Source organism: Microcoleus sp. BROC3 (assembly GCF_036702515.1).
In the GTDB taxonomy this organism is placed as follows: Bacteria; Cyanobacteriota; Cyanobacteriia; order Cyanobacteriales; family Microcoleaceae; genus Microcoleus.
In genome coordinates, this window is the sequence record NZ_JAUBTQ010000033.1 from 59,483 (window position 1) to 77,481 (window position 17,999).

18 protein-coding genes and 1 tRNA gene are annotated in these 17,999 nt (G+C 45.5%); 12 read left to right on the plus strand and 7 right to left on the minus strand.

Annotated features, from left to right (window positions below; translation table 11 throughout):
• Positions 1 to 81 precede the first annotated feature (81 nt).
• Positions 82 to 444 (plus strand): DUF2470 domain-containing protein, encoded by a 363-nt coding sequence (locus QUB30_RS20880; RefSeq protein WP_333337040.1) that lies wholly within the window; start codon positions 82 to 84, stop codon positions 442 to 444.
• Positions 445 to 632: 188 nt separating this feature from the next.
• A complete protein-coding gene (locus QUB30_RS20885) occupies positions 633 to 2,270 on the plus strand; it encodes an AAA family ATPase (RefSeq protein ID WP_333337042.1) in 1,638 nt (545 codons plus the stop codon).
• Between the two features lie 140 nt (positions 2,271 to 2,410).
• Here the strand turns inward: QUB30_RS20885 and QUB30_RS20890 are convergent, their stop codons facing one another.
• Positions 2,411 to 3,487 (minus strand): DUF3616 domain-containing protein, encoded by a 1,077-nt coding sequence (locus tag QUB30_RS20890; RefSeq protein ID WP_333337044.1) that lies wholly within the window; start codon positions 3,485 to 3,487, stop codon positions 2,411 to 2,413.
• Positions 3,488 to 3,923: 436 nt separating this feature from the next.
• Here QUB30_RS20890 and QUB30_RS20895 point away from each other — a divergent pair, with 436 nt between their 5' ends.
• Both QUB30_RS20895 and QUB30_RS20900 read left to right on the plus strand, forming a co-directional pair.
• Complete coding sequence (locus QUB30_RS20895; RefSeq protein ID WP_333337046.1) at positions 3,924 to 5,027, plus strand: site-2 protease family protein; 1,104 nt, start codon at positions 3,924 to 3,926, stop codon at positions 5,025 to 5,027.
• 174 nt (positions 5,028 to 5,201) lie between these two features.
• Positions 5,202 to 6,593, plus strand: a complete 1,392-nt coding sequence (locus QUB30_RS20900; protein WP_333337048.1) for a hypothetical protein — start codon at positions 5,202 to 5,204, stop codon at positions 6,591 to 6,593.
• Between the two features lie 270 nt (positions 6,594 to 6,863).
• On the opposite strand, the gene QUB30_RS20905 is transcribed toward QUB30_RS20900, so the two are convergent.
• Positions 6,864 to 7,271 carry a hypothetical protein gene (locus QUB30_RS20905; RefSeq protein WP_333337050.1) on the minus strand — a complete coding sequence of 136 codons (408 nt, stop codon included), beginning with the start codon at positions 7,269 to 7,271 and terminating at the stop codon, positions 6,864 to 6,866.
• On the opposite strand from QUB30_RS20905, the gene QUB30_RS20910 reads away from it, so the two are divergent.
• Positions 7,250 to 7,438 carry a hypothetical protein gene (locus tag QUB30_RS20910; protein WP_333337052.1) on the plus strand — a complete coding sequence of 63 codons (189 nt, stop codon included), beginning with the start codon at positions 7,250 to 7,252 and terminating at the stop codon, positions 7,436 to 7,438. The two genes, QUB30_RS20905 and QUB30_RS20910, sit on opposite strands and share 22 nt — an antisense overlap.
• Before the next feature lie 61 nt (positions 7,439 to 7,499).
• Here the strand turns inward: QUB30_RS20910 and QUB30_RS20915 are convergent, their stop codons facing one another.
• Positions 7,500 to 8,291, minus strand: a complete 792-nt coding sequence (locus QUB30_RS20915; protein WP_333337054.1) for a cache domain-containing protein — start codon at positions 8,289 to 8,291, stop codon at positions 7,500 to 7,502.
• Between the two features lie 682 nt (positions 8,292 to 8,973).
• Complete coding sequence (locus QUB30_RS20920; protein ID WP_333060228.1) at positions 8,974 to 9,363, minus strand: AbrB family transcriptional regulator; 390 nt, start codon at positions 9,361 to 9,363, stop codon at positions 8,974 to 8,976.
• A gap of 265 nt (positions 9,364 to 9,628) precedes the next feature.
• On the opposite strand from QUB30_RS20920, the gene QUB30_RS20925 reads away from it, so the two are divergent.
• From QUB30_RS20925 to pyrR, 4 genes are all read left to right on the plus strand, one after another.
• On the plus strand, positions 9,629 to 10,072 hold the full coding sequence (locus tag QUB30_RS20925; RefSeq protein ID WP_333041193.1) for an Rrf2 family transcriptional regulator: 444 nt from the start codon (positions 9,629 to 9,631) through the stop codon (positions 10,070 to 10,072).
• Between the two features lie 37 nt (positions 10,073 to 10,109).
• Positions 10,110 to 10,493 carry a GFA family protein gene (locus QUB30_RS20930; RefSeq protein ID WP_333337055.1) on the plus strand — a complete coding sequence of 128 codons (384 nt, stop codon included), beginning with the start codon at positions 10,110 to 10,112 and terminating at the stop codon, positions 10,491 to 10,493.
• Between the two features lie 362 nt (positions 10,494 to 10,855).
• Positions 10,856 to 11,935, plus strand: a complete 1,080-nt coding sequence (gene cbiB / locus QUB30_RS20935; protein ID WP_333337090.1) for an adenosylcobinamide-phosphate synthase CbiB — start codon at positions 10,856 to 10,858, stop codon at positions 11,933 to 11,935.
• 362 nt (positions 11,936 to 12,297) lie between these two features.
• Positions 12,298 to 12,831, plus strand: a complete 534-nt coding sequence (gene pyrR, locus QUB30_RS20940) for a bifunctional pyr operon transcriptional regulator/uracil phosphoribosyltransferase PyrR (protein ID WP_190656037.1) — start codon at positions 12,298 to 12,300, stop codon at positions 12,829 to 12,831.
• Between the two features lie 262 nt (positions 12,832 to 13,093).
• Here pyrR and QUB30_RS20945 read toward each other — a convergent pair.
• Positions 13,094 to 13,166 (minus strand) — tRNA-Ile (locus tag QUB30_RS20945).
• Positions 13,167 to 13,352: 186 nt separating this feature from the next.
• Between QUB30_RS20945 and QUB30_RS20950 the strand changes: the two genes are divergently transcribed.
• Both QUB30_RS20950 and QUB30_RS20955 read left to right on the plus strand, forming a co-directional pair.
• Positions 13,353 to 14,045 (plus strand): hypothetical protein, encoded by a 693-nt coding sequence (locus QUB30_RS20950; protein ID WP_333337057.1) that lies wholly within the window; start codon positions 13,353 to 13,355, stop codon positions 14,043 to 14,045.
• A gap of 67 nt (positions 14,046 to 14,112) precedes the next feature.
• A complete protein-coding gene (locus QUB30_RS20955; RefSeq protein ID WP_333337059.1) occupies positions 14,113 to 15,591 on the plus strand; it encodes a hemolysin family protein in 1,479 nt (492 codons plus the stop codon).
• Positions 15,592 to 15,598: 7 nt separating this feature from the next.
• Here QUB30_RS20955 and QUB30_RS20960 read toward each other — a convergent pair whose 3' ends face one another.
• Entirely contained in the window at positions 15,599 to 16,213 is a 615-nt protein-coding gene (locus QUB30_RS20960; RefSeq protein ID WP_333337061.1) for a hypothetical protein, read from the minus strand.
• Between the two features lie 45 nt (positions 16,214 to 16,258).
• Positions 16,259 to 16,663 carry a hypothetical protein gene (locus QUB30_RS20965; protein WP_333337063.1) on the minus strand — a complete coding sequence of 135 codons (405 nt, stop codon included), beginning with the start codon at positions 16,661 to 16,663 and terminating at the stop codon, positions 16,259 to 16,261.
• Between the two features lie 608 nt (positions 16,664 to 17,271).
• Between QUB30_RS20965 and QUB30_RS20970 the strand changes: the two genes are divergently transcribed.
• Positions 17,272 to 17,784 (plus strand): hypothetical protein, encoded by a 513-nt coding sequence (locus QUB30_RS20970; protein WP_333337064.1) that lies wholly within the window; start codon positions 17,272 to 17,274, stop codon positions 17,782 to 17,784.
• Positions 17,785 to 17,999: the final 215 nt, after the last annotated feature.

Sequence of the window (17,999 nt, forward strand, 5' to 3'; positions counted from 1 at the left end):
TAGTTGAATAATTTGAATCTTTAACCGCCGATTAACGCCGATTAACGCAGATATAATTTAGTTATTTATAACTCATAACTCTTGAGGCAATTAATCGCGGTTGAAATCTTTGTACCGATCGCTGTACAATCGATCGATATTGCATCTGAGGAATCTCCCATGTCAGAACCGTTTTCTACTGAGATTAGCGATCGCATCTGCACTCACATGAACGAAGACCACGCTAGTGCTGTCGTGCTGTACGCTCAAGCATTTGGCGACCAACCGCAGGCAACGGAAGCTCAAATGCTCGCTATTGATGCCAACGGCATGGATTTAACCGCTAAAGTCAACGACGAAACAGTGCCTGTCAGAGTAAATTTCGATCGCACTTTAAAAGACGCCGAAGATGCTCACCACACTCTCATTGAAATGGTGAAACAAGCTCGAAAAGTTGCTAAGTAGTCAATTGCGTACTATTCTGTTATAATTTTAACGTTTGCAGTACGGACTTTAGTCTGGTTAAATAGTTGTTAAGGACTCAAGTCCTTAGTGAAAACCTTTAGTTAGGTTAATTTTTTTTAAAGACTCAAGTCCGTACTGCCCAAAAAATATTTAATAAAGTTTAATTTTACTCTAAAATATCCACTAAAATGACAGAAAATTACCCAAACCCCAAAGAATTAGATGTCGTCAATGGCAGTAAAAATAACCATTTCGAGGCACTGGTAAAGCGACTAGATTTGATGATTCGCGCCCGCTATTCGCTGCTGTACATTGTTGGCGCGGAGGAGGAACCAGTCGAAGCCGTAATTGCCCAAGTAGCGCTGCAAGTAACTCCCGCGCGCCGGGTGTTGTTCTGGGATCTCGTGCGCGGCTGGGAGGATAACGGTTCAGGGAAAGGTTCGGTAATGGCGGCGCTCGATCGCGTCAGCAAAACTGCTGTTGAAGAATATACGATATTTGTACTGCGGGATTTGCACCCTGTTTTGAAATATCCATACAGCGAAAAAAGCGCGGCGGTAGTGCGGGAATTGCGGAATTTAACGCGGGAATTGAAGCGCAGCAAAAAAACGATAGTTCTTACTTCTCACACGCTGGAAGTGCCGGAGGAATTGAAAGAAGAAGTCACAGTAATTGATTTTCCTTTGCCCAACGTCCAAGAAATAGACAGTTTAATTTCCCACGTTGTGGAAAAGCCGCAACAGTTGCAAGTTAGCGGTTTAGCAAGGGAACAGTTGGTTAAAGCTTGTCAGGGTTTGAGCCGCGCTCGAATCGGGCGGGTTTTAGCTAAAGCTTTGGCTGCAAAACAGCAAATTAACGAGTCAGATATTGACGGAGTTTTGGAGGAGAAACAGCAAGCAATTCGCCAAACGGGAATTTTGGAGTTTTTCAATTCCAGAGAATCCCTGAAAAGTGTGGGCGGATTGGAGAATTTGAAGCAGTGGGTAAAGATGCGGCAAGATGCTTTTACTGACGAAGCGCGCCGCTACGGTATACCGAATCCGAAAGGAGTTTTGTTAGTAGGAATTCAAGGAACTGGCAAATCTTTATCTGCGAAAACTATTGCTTGCGAATGGCGTTTGCCGCTGCTACGCTTGGATACTGGGAGATTGTTTGGCGGCGTGGTCGGGGAAAGCGAAAGCCGCGTCAGGCAAATGATACAATTAGCAGAGGCGATCGCACCTTGCGTTTTGTGGATCGATGAAATAGATAAAGCCTTCGGCAACATTATCAGCGGCAGCGACGGCGATTCGGGAACCTCGCGCCGGGTATTCGGCAGTTTGATTACTTGGATGCAGGAAAAAACCAGTCCGGTGTTTATTGTCGCAACTGCAAATAACGTCAGGATTTTGCCGGCAGAGTTGCTCAGAAAAGGCAGGTTTGATGAAATTTTCTTTTTAAATTTGCCTTCAGAATCGGAACGGCAAGATATCTTTAAAGTGCATTTGCAGCGACTGCGGCCAACTAGATTGCGGGAGTTTGATTTGGGAGTTTTGGCGAAACGCGCTGAGAATTTTAGCGGTGCAGAAATTGAACAAGTCGTAATAGATGGGTTGTATCGGGCCTTTGGAACGTTTGTAAACGGACAGCGCCGGGATTTAATGACGGAGGATATTTTGAGGTCGATCGAGGATACTGTACCTTTAGCTGCGATCGCGCGATCGCAAATTGAAGATTTGAAGCGCTGGGCGGCGGAAGCCGGCGCGAGAACAGCTTCTAACGATACTCACTTAATTGATGAATTGAAACGCTACAGCCAGCGGCGAAGGGATGCGGCAGACAATTAACCCCACTTGTAGGCTCCGTCAGTTAATGTCTAATTAATTCTCGGAAAAATTACATCTGACGCACCTTCATAATCGCATGGTGCGTCAGTTCATGGCTGATTAATTAGCCCAAATATCTACCGTTATGACGCACCCTACTACTACGAACCTAATTTAAAAATATCCGCAAAAATAGCATTTTGCTCAACCATTCTCCCCGCATCCGGCGAATCGTAAACCACTAACAGCGAATTCTCCTCCCCCAAATAGGGAAACAGACTCAATCCCTCAGCATTGTCCGTATTAACCTTAAAAGGCAAGTCAAACAATACCTCCAAATCTCCCCCCTCTTGCCCAGTAATACTGTCGCCCGATCGCCCTAAAATCCCCTTTAACCGAAAAACCCTCATCGCCCCAGATAAAGTCATCGTCGGCCCCGCTAAAACAATCAAATCTTCCCCGTTCCAGCACAATTCTCGCACGCCCAAACCGTTCAAATCAACAAAATGTTTGTTGTACAATTTCCCTCCTTTCCCAATTTCCTTAAGCCTTAAAACTCCCGCTTCTGCCTCTTCAACTTCTATTTCTAAAATTATCGCCCAACCCCGCAGCACCGGCCCCCGCAAACCGAGGAAAATGCGATCGCCCCGCACCGCCAACCCTTCAATATCAAAGCCATTTTCTTTACTCGGAATCGGCACAGATAAATACAAGCCGAGGTGGGTGTCATCTTTGAGCGCGTCTGTCAGCAAATTGCCTGTTTCTGTCCGCTGCAGGCATCCCACTGTCAGTTGAATTTCGGGATTGTCTGAATCGGGAATTGACTCGCACAAAATCCCGTCTTTCATAGGAATGCGCGCCAGTAAATAGCGGTTGACCTCTGTCACGATTTGTGCTAATCTTTCAATGTCTTTGCCGGGGTCTTTGCCTTTAGCTTTTTTGCGTTTGGTGCTGTGAGAACCCACCACCCAAAGATAATCGCTGCTGAAATCAATTCCTTCAATATCGATTTCGCATTCTCCAGGTAGATCGATAAAATCTGCGATCGCAAATCTTTGATGTTCTCCAAAAATATGAGGCGCGACAGGCGACAAACGCTCGATTGAAGTCGTTTCATCGGAACCCAGCCACAAATGGCCATCAGGAGTTAAAGCAACAGCGGATAAGTCTGTAATAATATCAGCGGCTTCGCTGTTGAATTGCAGCAGCAGCCGGCCGAGCAAAAAAGATTCTGGCATAATTATTAGCACCTAAACTATTCTTAGGGTAAGTCATTATAGCTAAATCTGCTTGAAACTCATAGGTTGCACCATTCTCAATCAGGCTTTTATGGGCGGGCTAGAAGCCCACCCCACAATAAAATTTAATTTTTGTGGAACAGGCATCTTGCCTGTTCATGACAGAGGTGCAAGATGTGAGTTAAAACCCATTGAAAATTAAAACAGAAAACTAAAACAAATATCCTCCTCAAGCCTCATAGCGACAACTTCCGTTTTGAGATAGGGATTTTTAACCCCTGGCGGCCCCAACCGCAGCCGGCGGTAATTATTCCGCAAACCGAACCTCCACAGACGGATAACACCCTAATTGAAGCATTAACATCGCCGTTACCTTTCGTTACGATAAGGAGACAGAGAGAAAAACCTCTCATTCGTAAAATCAGAGGTAGCCATTATGAACGGTACATTTCGCGTCGGCAACCTGTTTGGGATTCCCTTCTTTGTCAACGCATCTTGGTTTTTAGTTCTGGGTTTAGTAACCTGGCAGTACGGCGGCGCATTAGCTGCCCTGTTTCCCACATTGGGCCCCGTAGCGCCCTGGATGCTGGGATTATTCACAGCGTTACTGTTATTTGCTTCCGTCTTAGCCCACGAATTAGGACACAGTTGGGTAGCCATTAAACAGGGAATTGGCGTGAAATCGATTTCGCTATTTCTGTTTGGCGGACTGGCTAATTTAGAAAGAGAATCCAAAACCCCAGCCGAAGCATTTTGGGTAGCAATTGCAGGCCCGTTGGTGAGCTTATTTTTATCCGGTTTGTTAACAGCAATAGGCATCGGTGCTGGTCTCACAGGCCCCGCCGCGGCCATCGTCGGACTTTTAGCTTCCATCAACTTAGTTCTAGCCTTATTTAACTTAATTCCCGGTTTGCCCCTCGACGGCGGCAACATCCTCAAAGCGATCGTCTGGAAGATTACTGGCAACCCTTACAAAGGTGTAATTTTTGCTAGCCGCGTCGGTCAAATAATTGGTTGGATTGCCATTGCTACAGGCATATTCGGCAATATTTGGAATCTAGTAATCGGTTGGTTCTTACTGCAAAATGCCGGTCAATCTGCCCAATATGCCACAGTCCAAAATCAACTGGCAGGCCTGACAGCCGCAGATGCTGTGACTCCCGAAAGTCCGATCGTCTCCCAAGACTTGTCTCTCAGAGAATTTGCCAACAATTACGTTATCGGTAGCGCTCATACCTGGCGTCGGTTCCTGGCAACAGATGATGCCGGACAATTGGTAGGGGCGATCGACCTTGACGACCTCAAAACCATTCCTACCGGAACTTGGCCCCAAGTTTTAGTGAAAGAACTCCTGAAGCCGATCGAATTTTCCACCACCGTCAAACCAGAATTATCCCTCCTCGAAGTCGTCACCCTTCTGGAACAGCTAAAAGTACAAGAACTCCCCGTCATTCGCGAAAACGGTGTCCTCGTCGGACTTGTAGAAAAAGCTGAAATTGCCCGCCTGCTACAAAGACGAGCCGAAGCGAACCCTGCTTGATATCCTCAGATACTTGACAAATAATAGTTAACCCCCTCGATTTCTCCTTACCAAAAGGGCGATCGGGGGGGGGTTAACTGTAGCTGGACAAAAGTCAAGTCAAACACTAAATTATTAGCTAAAAAGCAAGGATCGTAACTATAATAGTTGATCGATTATCTGAGCGAGGACGCTATGCCATCTCAGCACTTTTCCTCTCAATCCGAAACCACAGAGTCAAAAGTTCTGCCTGCTCTCACAAACCATATATTGCCCGACGCGCTCGCGCCTCAACCAACCGCTCAATTAAACAATTCTGAGCTGACTGTTTCAGCATCTCAAGATATCATTTACAAATTTTTTATATATCACATCAAAAACTCGACAGCCGAAGTAGTTTTGCAGCAATTTAAAAAAATATTTATCCACCTGATTGCTCCAGCAAACCCCAAATTCATTCAAGCTTTACAAACAATAATTGAATTTGACAGTCAACTAGAATTTAACAACTTATTTAAACGCTGCTGTTACATCTTATTAAATAACTGGATCACTCAGAGACAATACCAACTTGCACGCGACTTAATTAAAATTATTAGCGAGAGAACCTTTAGCGAACCCCACCCGGACAATTGTCTCAAAATACTGAGAGTGTGGCTGACCAATTTTCTCAGCAGCAAAGACTATGAAGACCTCAAGTTATTTGTATTAAAGTACGCGGACTACCAGCCGCTACAAAATCACTGGACTTCTCGCTATCAGCCTTATTTGCTAGCCGCTCAATATCTAGATGCTAACAACGCCCCCGAAGAACGCCAAACTGCCAGACTATTGTCGCAGCAGCTCAAAGAAAAGTACAAGTTTGACCTAGCAATGTATACCTCTCGCTCTCAGTCTGCCGCATCCCAATTAAAAAACTATCATAATCCCACACTTTTAGGAGATGAAGCCCTGCGTTTAATCAAACTAATTTTAGTCAATCGAGGAGCCTTCAGCTATCGCAGCTTAGCAAATATTTTTCTTAGTCAGAGTCAAAATATTACCTACAAGCAGTTTAAGGAATATCTGATTAAGTATTTATTTGATTACCAAGGTAATTTTTTTCGTACTGATATTTACCAATCACAAATAATTAATATTTTAGAGATTTTTCATCCCGAAAATAACGGAGAAATTTTGAAGAGCGGCCTGCATCTCAGAACTTGCAATTATCTAATCAAATGTTTGACTGTGGAAAATTCCGGGGAACCAACAGCCTTATTTATAATGTTCGCCAGTCAACTAAGTCCTTTAACACTAGCAATTATAATTCTCAAAATAATTTTGATTTCACCGCATTCCCGAACCTACTTTGAACTTTGTTGTGCTCGATTAATTCAATACTATCAAGATAACTCGGATACTGAATGTCAGTGGCTGATTAATTTTTTAGAAGTTAGCCAAATTGCTCTAACGATTTATGGAGAAAATGTTCAGTATAATTTAGTGAATATGTCAGACAAGCATGAAGAAGAACAGTTGTTTATTGACCTCAATAACTGTCGAGTTTTTTCTCAACACAAACAACTCAGAAAAGATAAAGATTAGTCATCATTCATCAGTCATTAGTCATTAGTCATTAGTTGCGCCTTGCGCACCCGACAGCAAGTTTATAGGGTAAGCTGTACTGCATTTAAATTGTTGTATGTTGAGGGCGGGATTTCTTGCCCAACCCCTACTCCCCACAAGAGTGAAAGTTTCTTTTACCATGCAATTTAAATGCGGATTAGCTTATGCAAACTTCTCCGGGAACAGTGTTCGCTAATTTATATAAGTTCGATCGGCTTGTGGTAGCTCTTCGGCGCTAGCATCGGGCATTTATCCCCTACCCACTATTTGCTCTCCCGCCGCATTCATGAAAATAAATGCGCCGCCCGGAATCATCGCGGATACTCCCACCGGCAAATTTTCTACCAGTTGGGCAAATTTTGCTTCACTTTCTGCCAAAGCTGGAAAAAACTTTTTCAGTTGAGGTGCCATCTCGTTGAAAGACTGCGCTAATTCGCCGACTCGATCGAGCCTACTGACAGCAAAAGCGCGATCGAACTTTCTGGGGGCGATATCTTTACCTGCTTCGTTGAGCCGCAGCGGTAGCGTTACCCACCTAGCTGTCAGCAATCCGGCAATTGTCGATAGCAGCAGCGCCGCCACACAAACTAAAATTCTAGGGCGGGTATTTGTGTTAATTTCCGCGATGAAATCGGATGCGGAAACTGCGATCGCCATCAGCCAGTTTAACCGTAACTATCCCAAAACAGCAGCACTTCCACAAAATATTCTTGCCCGTCTCGGCTAAATTTCAGTTGCTGCTGCTGCTTAATCTCGCCACAGCCCCCGAAGCGATCGTACAAATACTCGGTTGCGGTGCGAAGGACGGGAGTTTGGCTCTCTAAAATATTCAGTTAATAGCGCTTGCTGCTTTCCCGACATCTTTCTAAAGGGTGATTCTTGAGTCTAACTGGCAACCAGCAAGCGCGATCGTTCGATCGCGAAAATTTGTCCCGTTTTGCTAAGCTTGATGCGATGGAGATAGTGTTGAAGCTCCGAGAGCGAAAAGTCTACGGCACTAACTCCCAGCAATTTACCATTTCGATCGCGAATCGGTTGGCTGGCAGCAATAAAAACAGTCCCGGGATTAAAACCCGGATAAATGCTCGTCCAAATAGGTTTGTTACCTGCGACAGCTTCTTTGTACCAGGGGCGCAGGCGGGCATCGCAGGTTCCCGCTTCTGCGTTTAATTTGGCCGTGCGAGTGCCTCTTTTGTCTGTAGCGAAGTAAATTTGCTGAGAGTTGGTAGACTCGTTAGCTGCGACAATTTGCAAGCTGTTGTCGTGAGGGTTGCGCCAAATGCCGAGAAATTCTCCTGATTTTTCAGCACCGAGGGAAATCCACTCAATGCTTTTAAACGATCGCATTTGCTGCCAGAGGAACTTGTCTCCCCGAGGCTGGAGCCTTTCTAACTGTAAGTTTAATTCAGCACGGTCGATCGCTTCAGCATTAAGTTGATTTACCCAGTGGATAGGTTCGAGAAAAGAAGTCAGCTTTTCTTCAACTCTCTTCCCCGTCTCCGCGATCAATTTCTGGGCGAGCTCTTGGACTGCTCTTTCTCCGTTGCGAAAAGACAGATACCCGACAATCCCAACTGCTGCGACGATTTGCAGGACAAAAGAGGCTACTAGAAGGCGACGCAGGAGGATTTCTGTTTGGTGTTGAGAAGTTTTGCTCGCCAATCCCGGCAACGGCATAGGTAGGTGACTAATTGCTCCCTAACACTTTAACTGTTCCAGCCTGTAATTTCACTTAGGGGCGATCGAGGTGTTTCCTTGTCCTCAAAACCCCTCCCACACAGACACAAATCAGCAGCAAGCACAAGAATTATACAATTTTAGATTTTAGATTTTAGATTAAATAATTGGGGATGAATGAGGAAGCTCGTGCTTTGGAGCTTGCCGACAGTTGCATTTTTTTTTAACTGGTATTACGCACTCTTGGCTGAGAATACCTCCGCCATTTTCTTGCTTTGTTCGGTTTCGTAGCTCAACGTAACCTGCTTCTTGCCTGGAACCTCGACCATCGAAACTCAACATTCATCCGTTAAATCCGCTATACAATCCCTTGGTGAACATCCATGCATTACATCCGTTACATCCGGTACACCATCCGTTGCCGAACTTCTCTTTAACAGCTACGCGGAAAATCCCCCGCTTGTCCAAACGGATATAGCGAGGGGCGAGAATAGGTATTCTCGGAAAATATAAAGTGGTGGCAGTGGCTTTTGTCGAGCCATTGCCATCTATAGAAGCCATACTGTTTTAGGCTCACAGAAAGATTTCAGAGCCAACTCTCTGCTTGCAGTCAATGCTTGAAGTCAAACCAACCAGTTCAAGCAACAAGTTCAAGCAAGAAGTCAATGCAAGTGGTAAAGGCCTAGGCTACTTCTTCTTCTCGATCGATTTGGCGCAGGTGAATGTGCTTGCGTCCCAGAGAGATTTCAAATTCATCTCCAGGCTGGAGTTCCATCTGTTTGGTGTAGGCAGCTCCAATCAGTAAGTTGCCGTTAGATTGAACGCTAATCCGATAGCTGGCAGAGCGTCCGCCGCGTCCATTGCCGTTTTGCTTCCCGTCTAGCTGAATGCCTTCTGCATCAATCAGCGCATTCAGGAATTTCATCATGTTGACCCGTTCTACGCCGTTCTTGGTAACGGTGTAGTAGCCACAGGCTCTAGCTTTTTCTTCCTTGGTAAGGTTCTCTAGGTCTTTGACCTTTTTGATCAGATCTTCGCCTTCAAGGGGTTCGATATTTTTCTTTTTAGCCATTTACTGAGTCCTGAAATATTCAACTGGTGTACGGATTTTTTCTCGGTTGGTTTTTGGTTTGACCAAGAAACTTTAGCTTTATAGCTGGTCGTAAAACCATATTACACCGATCGGCTCAATTGTTAACCACTATTATCTAAATATTTTTAACAACCTGCAGTCTTTCTTGAGGAGTAGCTGCAGCCGGTGCGAGCAATCTCTAAACTCGGTAGCATAAGCTATCAGCTATCAGCTAGCTGAATATTTGCCCCGCTCTTAAAATCCCATGAAGTTAACCACACGCGGACACTACAGTGTCAAAGCATTACTGGATCTAAGTTTGCAACCTCGCTACGGCCCGACATCGGTGAAATCGATAGCGAAGCGACAGGAGTTACCTGCTCCGTATCTAGAAAAATTGCTGATTGAAATGCGACGAGCCGGTTTAGTCCAATCTGTTCGGGGTTCCCAAGGAGGATATCAATTAGCCCGCATGCCCGCTCAAATCTCTTTAGGACAAATCTTAGAGGCTGTAGGTGAAACTATTGAACCTTTACCTCGACATTTTCCCGACGCGACGCAAGCAGAGGACTGGGTAACATTCAGTTTGTGGAACCGATTGCACAAAAAACTTGCCGAAGCGCTGTACAGTATTTCCCTCGAAGACTTATACTATGATGTCCGCAGTTGGCAAGCGGCTCTTGGGGAAGAAACTAGCTTTATCATTTAAATGGTAAGTTCATTCATGCGATCGCCAGCAATCACACATGGACGCAACACTTGTTACCTACTTTGGCGGCACACGCTGCGGAGCTGTCCGCTTCCGTGTCGCCGTTGACCAACACGAAGCATCGGATTGCAACTGCTCTATCTGTAAAAAGAAAGGATTTTTGCACCTCATTGTCCCGCCGGAACGTTTTACCTTGCTCAGCGGCGAAGATGTTTTGACAACCTATACATTTAATACAGGAACTGCTCAACATACTTTCTGCCGAATTTGCGGCATTCACTCGTTCTATCGCCCCCGATCGCATCCCGATCATTTCGATGTCAACGTCCGCTGTCTTGACTCAGATGCCATCGAACACTTTCAGATGCTACCCTTTGACGGTGTTAATTGGGAGCAGAACGTACACTTGCTCCGCGACTAAAGTAATCTCAGCATTTATAGCAACCACGCCTGATGACGATGAGGTTTTGAATTGCTCAAACCCTTGCCTTTATTGCTTCTTCCTTCTTCCTTCTACTATAAAATCGCCCCTCAAAAAATCAAAGTCCGCAATGGTAGCAGGAGTTAAAAGCTGCTCTCTGGGGCGATCGCTCCTGCTCTGACAATCAAGGAAGATAGTTCGGGCCCCCGGATTCATCCGTGGAGCGAGAAACAACCTCCTCGCTCCCCATCGCAAGTCCCCGGCTCGATCGGTGGGGTCGCTTTCTTCAATTCTTTAATCTAAAATCTAAAATCTAAAATCTAAAATCGATTGATGGACTATCAAGTTTGACACAATATATAATGATGCCGGATGAATTTCCTGTTTTGATTTTAGCTGCGGTGTTGGATTATTCGATCGGCGATCCTTGGGGTTGGCCGCATCCCGTGCAGGCGATGGGTTGGGCGATCGACCGCTATACTCGACTTGTCTTTAATCTATGGAATAATCCCGCAGGTAAAATGCCTGAAGCAGCGGATCGTCCCGCTGGCGACCGGCACAAACTGCAGCTACGATGTGCTGGTACAATACTAGCGATCGGGCTGATTGTAGGCAGTTATACTGTCAGTTGGTCGATCGTCCAAGCTGCTAGTTGGGTGCATCCTATTTTAGGTATTGCCCTACAGACCATTTTGCTGGCAAGCTGTTTTGCAGGTCGCAGTTTGAGGGCGGCAGCAGAGGATGTGCTAGCACCTTTAAATGTTGGAGATTTAGTCAAGGCGCGAGAAAGGTTGAGCCTTTACGTCGGCCGGGATACCGAAAACTTATCCGAGCCAGAAATTCTGCGAGCATTGTTAGAAACTGTAACAGAGAATGCAGTCGATGGCGTGACAGCACCGCTATTTTATGCGTTACTTGGGTTCGCTCTGCCGCATCTATTATTAAGTGTTACCGGTTCGCCGATCGATCCTAACTCGATGTGGGCGAGTGCTATAGTCCCCTTGGCGATCGCTTACAAAGCAGCCAGCACATTAGATTCTACGATCGGCTACAAAGAAGCGCCATACACAGATTTAGGATGGTTTAGCGCCAAACTAGAAGACGTGCTGACGTGGATTCCTTGCCGGCTAACAGTGATTACTTTAGCCCTTATATCTGGCAAACCGATTTACATTTGGCAGATTTGTCAGAGAGATGCTGTTAAAGATGCCAGTCCCAATTCCGGTTGGAGCGAGTGCGTTTACGCGGCCATCTTGGGAGTGCAACTAGGAGGTACCAATTCCTATCGCGGAGTTCTCAAACACAAACCCCTGTTAGGCGAGCCGGTTCACCCGATCGCAGCGCCGCTAATTTGCCAAGCATTGCAATTAACTCGGTATTGCTTTCTGATTTGGTTGGGACTATCATTGCTTGTTTATACCTTATTATGTTTGAGCCGCTAACTGCTGACTGCACCCGACCACAGATACAAGCTCTCAACACGAGTCTGGGAGAGCCAAAAAAGTTTTGACGTTAGTAGTTCCCACCCCCAGATTCATCTATCAAGTCAATCTAAAATCTCAAAGCTCAAATCCCAAATCGTTCCACTCCCAGATTCATAGACGAGCAATTGCACAAATCTTTGATTGATACATAAACCGCAGATAATGGCAGATAAACACAGATAAACGCAGATAATTTGCGATGGAGAGCGAATGAATGCAAGAGCCCTCATTTGTCAAGTCAGTCTAAAATCTAAAATCTAAAATCTAAAATCTAAAATTGTTCGATTCGCCAACAGCCAACAATTAGCTCGCAGCAACCCATGACTAAAATTATCGAAATTTTATCCCCTGATGAAGTGAGGCGCACTCTCACCCGCGTCGCTTCCCAGATTGTCGAAAAATCAGGGAATCCCTCGGAGTTAGTGCTGTTGGGCATTCATAGTAGAGGAGTGCCTTTAGCTCAAATTTTGGCCGATCAGATTGAAGTTCTCGAACAAGTCAAAGTACCCGTGGGCGCTTTGGATATTACCTTTTACCGAGATGACTTGGATCGAGTTGCGATGCGGACACCTGCTAAAACAGAAATTCCTTTCGATTTGACGGGCAAAACTGTGGTGTTGGTAGATGACGTTATATATAAAGGCAGAACGACTCGAGCGGCTTTGAATGCGGTAAACGATTACGGCCGGCCGGAGAAAATTTGGTTGGCGGTATTAGTCGATAGAGGCCACCGAGAAGTACCGATTCAGCCGGATTTTACGGGTAAAAAGTTGCCGACTGCAAAGGAAGAACAAGTTAAGGTTTACGTTCAAGAGCTCGACGGGCGCGACGGAGTGGAGTTAATTAAGGGATAATACGATTTTAGATTTTAGATTTTAGATTTTAGATTGGGCACAAATGACTGTTAAACAAAGTCCAGCTAAATAAACTAAGTAGGGTGCGCTGTAAGTAGCGCGTCAAACCACTTTTTGCGTCCATCACTTAGCAAAATACTTCGTTTCCGCCGGCTGACAACGTAAAAAACCCGGTTTCTACCAGAATAGGGGCTTTTGGGTAAGCAAGCCTCTAGGAAGAAACGGGGTTTTTCGCGCGCGGAGCGTCCTAAGTTATTAAAAATCGGCAGTGCAGGAGTTGAACCTGCCTGGGGCGAATTATGAGTTCGCTGCCTAAACCGCTCGGCCAACTGCCGTTAAGTCGATTTGTTCGACCTAACTGAAAATGAATTATAACATAATTTCTCAGTCCGTGCTAGAACTAGAGAACAAAAATCAAAATCTTTAGATCTGCTGAGTCCCCGATCGCCTGTTAGCCACTCTCAGGCAAGCCGATCGACCGGACAAAGCAGTTTCTAGGACTCGGCATAAAATTATAGGCAATGGCAGTGAATTCGACGGTAGTGCTGACTCTAGTTCTCCTGGCTCTGATGTTTGGAGCAGGCGTGACGAGTTCTGTTTGGGGATTTACTATAGGTCGCGAAGCCTTGAAAGGAACGACTCAACCCGATATTCGCCCCAGCAACAATGCTGGCAGCGGCAAGCAGGGAACTGTGGCTAGCAAAGACCAAGTGAGCATTTTGAAAGAAAAAGACATTCTCAAAACCGTCAAAGCGCGGGTAGAAGGTCGCGATCCAGAAAAAACAACGGCCGGGGCAAATACTAAAACAGACAAGGCAAGCTCTAAACCAGCCACAGCCAAAAAAACGGGCGCACAAAATGCTAGCGCCAAGTTTCCCCTGAACAGTCGCGACGGGGGAATAACTTTGGAAGTGAGCGCGGCCAGTCAGCGCAGCAACTCCATGCTGCTAGACGTGAGCATGAAAAACGAAGGCTCCCAAGCTGTGAGGTTTCTCTACAGTTTCTTGAACGTCACTGACGATCGCGGCCGGGCCCTGAGCGCGACAGCCGAGGATTTGCCGGCGGAACTGCCCCCCAACGGGCAGGTGTATTACGGTACGGTGAGTATTCCCACAGCTTTGCTGGAAAATGCTAAGGAAGTTTCGCTGACGCTGACAGATTATCCAGGTCAAAAACTTCAGTTGCAAATATCTGGCATTCCAGTGGCGAAGTAAAACAAAAGGAGCAAAACCTCCAGAGGGATTCTCAGGTTCGATCGAGAAAGTTGTTCTAGGGAGCGTTGTGTCACTTTTAGGGGCGAGAGTGCAGGAGATATCTGATTTACCCGCGATGACTTGGACAGAGCTGCTGTCGCGGTTGCTGTCAGTGCTGTTGCTGATTGCGATCAATGCTTTTTTTGTGGCGGCTGAGTTTTCGATGGTGACGGTACGCCGCTCGCGCATCAATCAGTTAGTGGATGCTGGCGATGTTGCAGCTCTAACTGTTCAATCTTTGCAGCAAAGTATCGAGCGCTTGCTTTCGACAATGCAGTTGGGCATCACTCTTTCTAGTTTAGCTCTCGGCTGGATTGGGGAAAGTACGATCGCCGTGTTAGTCCGAATGTCTATCGGCTATTTGCCGCTGCCAACTTACATCAAGTCGGCGATCGCCCATTCTTTTAGCATATCAATAGTAACTTTTTTGTTGCTAGCTTACCTGCAAATCGTACTCGGCGAACTTTTTCCCAAATCTGTAGCGTTACTGTATTCCGAACAGCTAGCCAGAAGTTTAGGGCCTCCGAGTTTATTGATTGCCCGTTTGTTCAATCCCTTTGTGTCGTTTCTCAATCAATCCACTCGATCGCTCTTGCGGTTTGCAGGCATCGAATACGACCTAAGGCACCGACCGGTTACTCCCGAAGAACTGCAATTAATTATAGCTACTTCCAGCGAATCAAGCGGCCTGGAAGCAGAAGAGCGAGAATTGCTCAACAACGTGTTTGAATTTGGCGAAGTTTGGGTAGAAGAAGTAATGGTACCCAGACCTAGCATTGTCGCACTTCCGAAGACGGCCACCTTTCAAACCTTGCTCGACGAAATGGCAATTTCTAACCATTCCCGCTATCCGGTGACGGGAGATTCTTTAGACGACATTATCGGCATTATTGGCTTCAAACAGCTTGCGAAACCCCTAGCTGAAGGTTTGCTATCTCCCGACACGCCAATTTTACCTTGGATGCGTTCGGTGAGGTTTGTACCGGAGATGATGCTGCTGGGGGAACTGCTGCCTTTGATGCAGAGTTCGTCGGAAGAAATTGCGATCGTTGTCGATGAATTTGGCGGCATTTCCGGGTTAGTGACGCTGAGGGATTTGATTGCCGAAATTATCGGCCGCAGCTACGAGTCGCCCGACAGTAAAGAAATTGCTTTGCAAGTATTGGACGATCGCACTTTTTTGGTGCAAGCGCAGTTAAATTTAGATGATGTGAATCAAATATTGAATTTGGATTTGCCAGTAACTGACGAATATCAGACAATCGGAGGTTTTCTGAACTATCAGTTGCAAAGAATGCCGGATGTGGGGGAAGTTTGGCGCGGCGAAAATGTGGAACTTACGGTTGTTTCTGTGTGCGGGCCGCGGTTGGATCAACTTCAAATTCACTTGTTGGAAGGGGCGGCGGGCGATCGAGCTTTAGATGAAATTGCAGCAGCCGATGAGGAAGTTGTGGGGAAAGGGCGCTCGAATAGCGGGTTGAGAGGTGCGGCGAAATTTTCTAGTTGAGCATATTTTAGCGAATACCTATATAATCTACTCGCTCGAAGTCGCTGCGTACTAAATCATCTAAGGTTGGGCCTTTGGGGCGCAAATTAATGCGATCGCCAACCTTCACATTTTCGTAATGTACCAAGGGTATATAGATATCTTGCTCCCGCATAAAAGCGTCAGTAAATCTAAAAGCACTGTCAATATCCTCAGCTTTAAGATCGCGAAAATCAGAGAGGAATAGGAGACTCATTTCTGCTTCAAAGTACAGCATCTCTGCAAATGCACCTCCGTCGTAGCAGTTATAACCTATATAACCGCAAGTGTCGCTGCATTTGTAGTAGATGGCGCGAGTGGATAGGAAGTTAGAAAGGGTGATAGCATCCCCTTCTCCAAATACAAGGGCACCGGGCTGATATTTCACTTGTTCAACGAGCGTCCAAGGGTGTCCTCTGAACTGAAAAACAATATAGCTTTCGGCGGTAATTTCGATTTCGCGATCGTAGATATCCCGTTCCCAAACATCCGCACGTCTGGCTCTACTAAGCTTTTGGGCTACTGACTCAATAGGAGCGCGAACGAGAAGTAGATTTTGGTTTCTGTCAATTGTTTCAATACCTCGGCGCTCTTCAATAGACATATCTTTTACCATTAAGTAAACTATGAATGAGTAGATAATTAACCTTTAATTAATGAAAAGCCTTCCGGGGATTCCAGGGCCTATTGCTTCTGGAAGCGTTAGCTGGATCAAGTAGACTTCGGAATTTTTCAGGGATGCTTCACCTAGTTGGAGCTGATTAAAGCTGCCGGGAATTTCACAACCTATAGCGTGCCAGACAGCTACACCTCTCACTGTAGCTTGTGCTATTGTAGCATTACTAATCTGCTTGATATCGGCGCTAGTGAGAAAAATGATTGCTGGTATTTTGCCTGCTGTCTTGGCAGGGCTGTTACTGAGCGCATCAATGAAACCGAGAATTTGATAATCTTGGTAACTAGGGGGGAGAAGACCTCCTTGCAGTGCCTTGGCCTCATAGAAAACGCTATCAGGATATGTTTCAGTTGGGCCTGCTGGAAAGTTTACGAACACAAGTGGAAGAACTCCATCAGGTTCTACATTTCGGATAGCACCACCCGTGGCTGCTGCCCTTGCGGGTGAAGGAAATAACTTGAAATTCTCTGGAATTGGAGTACCTGGTCTGATGGTAGCTAGTGCAAAGTTTTCATAAGCTTTTCCAACTTCACCAATGTCTATATTTTGACTATTGGCAAGTTGATCGAGTCTAGCTTTGGTTGCTGCTGTATGAGAAGGGTCTGCACAGAACTGAGCCTGAGCTGCAAAAGTAAGCCCATTAATAGCAGTTGCTACCCCGATAAATAATGCGGTCTTTTAAAAGTAGTTCATAGCTGAAGCTCCAATGATACTTACAACATGATGCTTGCGAAATTTATGGCAGAGCGTTTTTATAGGATATTAGGAGCCGAGTCATTTCACTGTAAGCGATCTAAATCACCTATTGCCATAATCAATGTCACATTTGGAACCAGACAGAGCTGCTATGTATCTACATATAACGCATTCCAGGTTTATAAAGTGTAGGGACACGGCAATGCCGTGTCCCTACGGGGATTGCTCGCTCTCGGTTGTACTTTATAAACGTGGAATCTGCTGTAATTAATATTTAAACAGTACCAGTAATGCTGAAATACTCCTACTTAATTTCTGCTTTTTCTTCTGTCATTATTGCGTCTCTACCTCTTTTTCAGACTGTAGCGAGTGCTCAGGAAAAACCAGGATGCTTTATACTTGATTCATCAGGTCAAGTTAATAGACTCGATCCTTTATGTAAGCGCGATGAACAGCATAAATTAAGGAATGCTATGAAAGCTCAAGAACTTTATAAACAAGGGTTCGACCTCGGTCGCAGAAGGTTGTACAAGGAAGCAGTTGAAGCTTTAACTCAAGCAATTAATCTCAATCCTGACTTTGTAGAAGCTTATATTACCCGTGCTCGTATTCGATATGTAATTGGAGAAAAACAGGGGGGAGTTGAAGATTTTCAGAAAGCGATAGATATCTACAGGGCTACAGGGCAATCGCAAATAGCTGATATGCTTTTAGTTCCATTGAATTCGCTGCAAAATGAAATTAAGTTTGAACAGGAAGACCTACGTCAACCGGAAGTTGAGGATGAGCCGAAAGGTAAATAAGCACTCGGATGATTCCAAACTAACTAAGAATCAATTTTAAAAATTTTAGTCATGCAGGACTTACGCATCAAAACCCAAGAAACCGGGTTTTTGGCAGCTTCTGCCATCTGTAACATATTCTTGCGAAAAAACCCGGTTTCTGACCACCCGCTGCGATGCTGAGAAACCGGGTTTTTTACCGTTGTGGCGGGCGAAGCGAAGAGACTCGAAAAAAC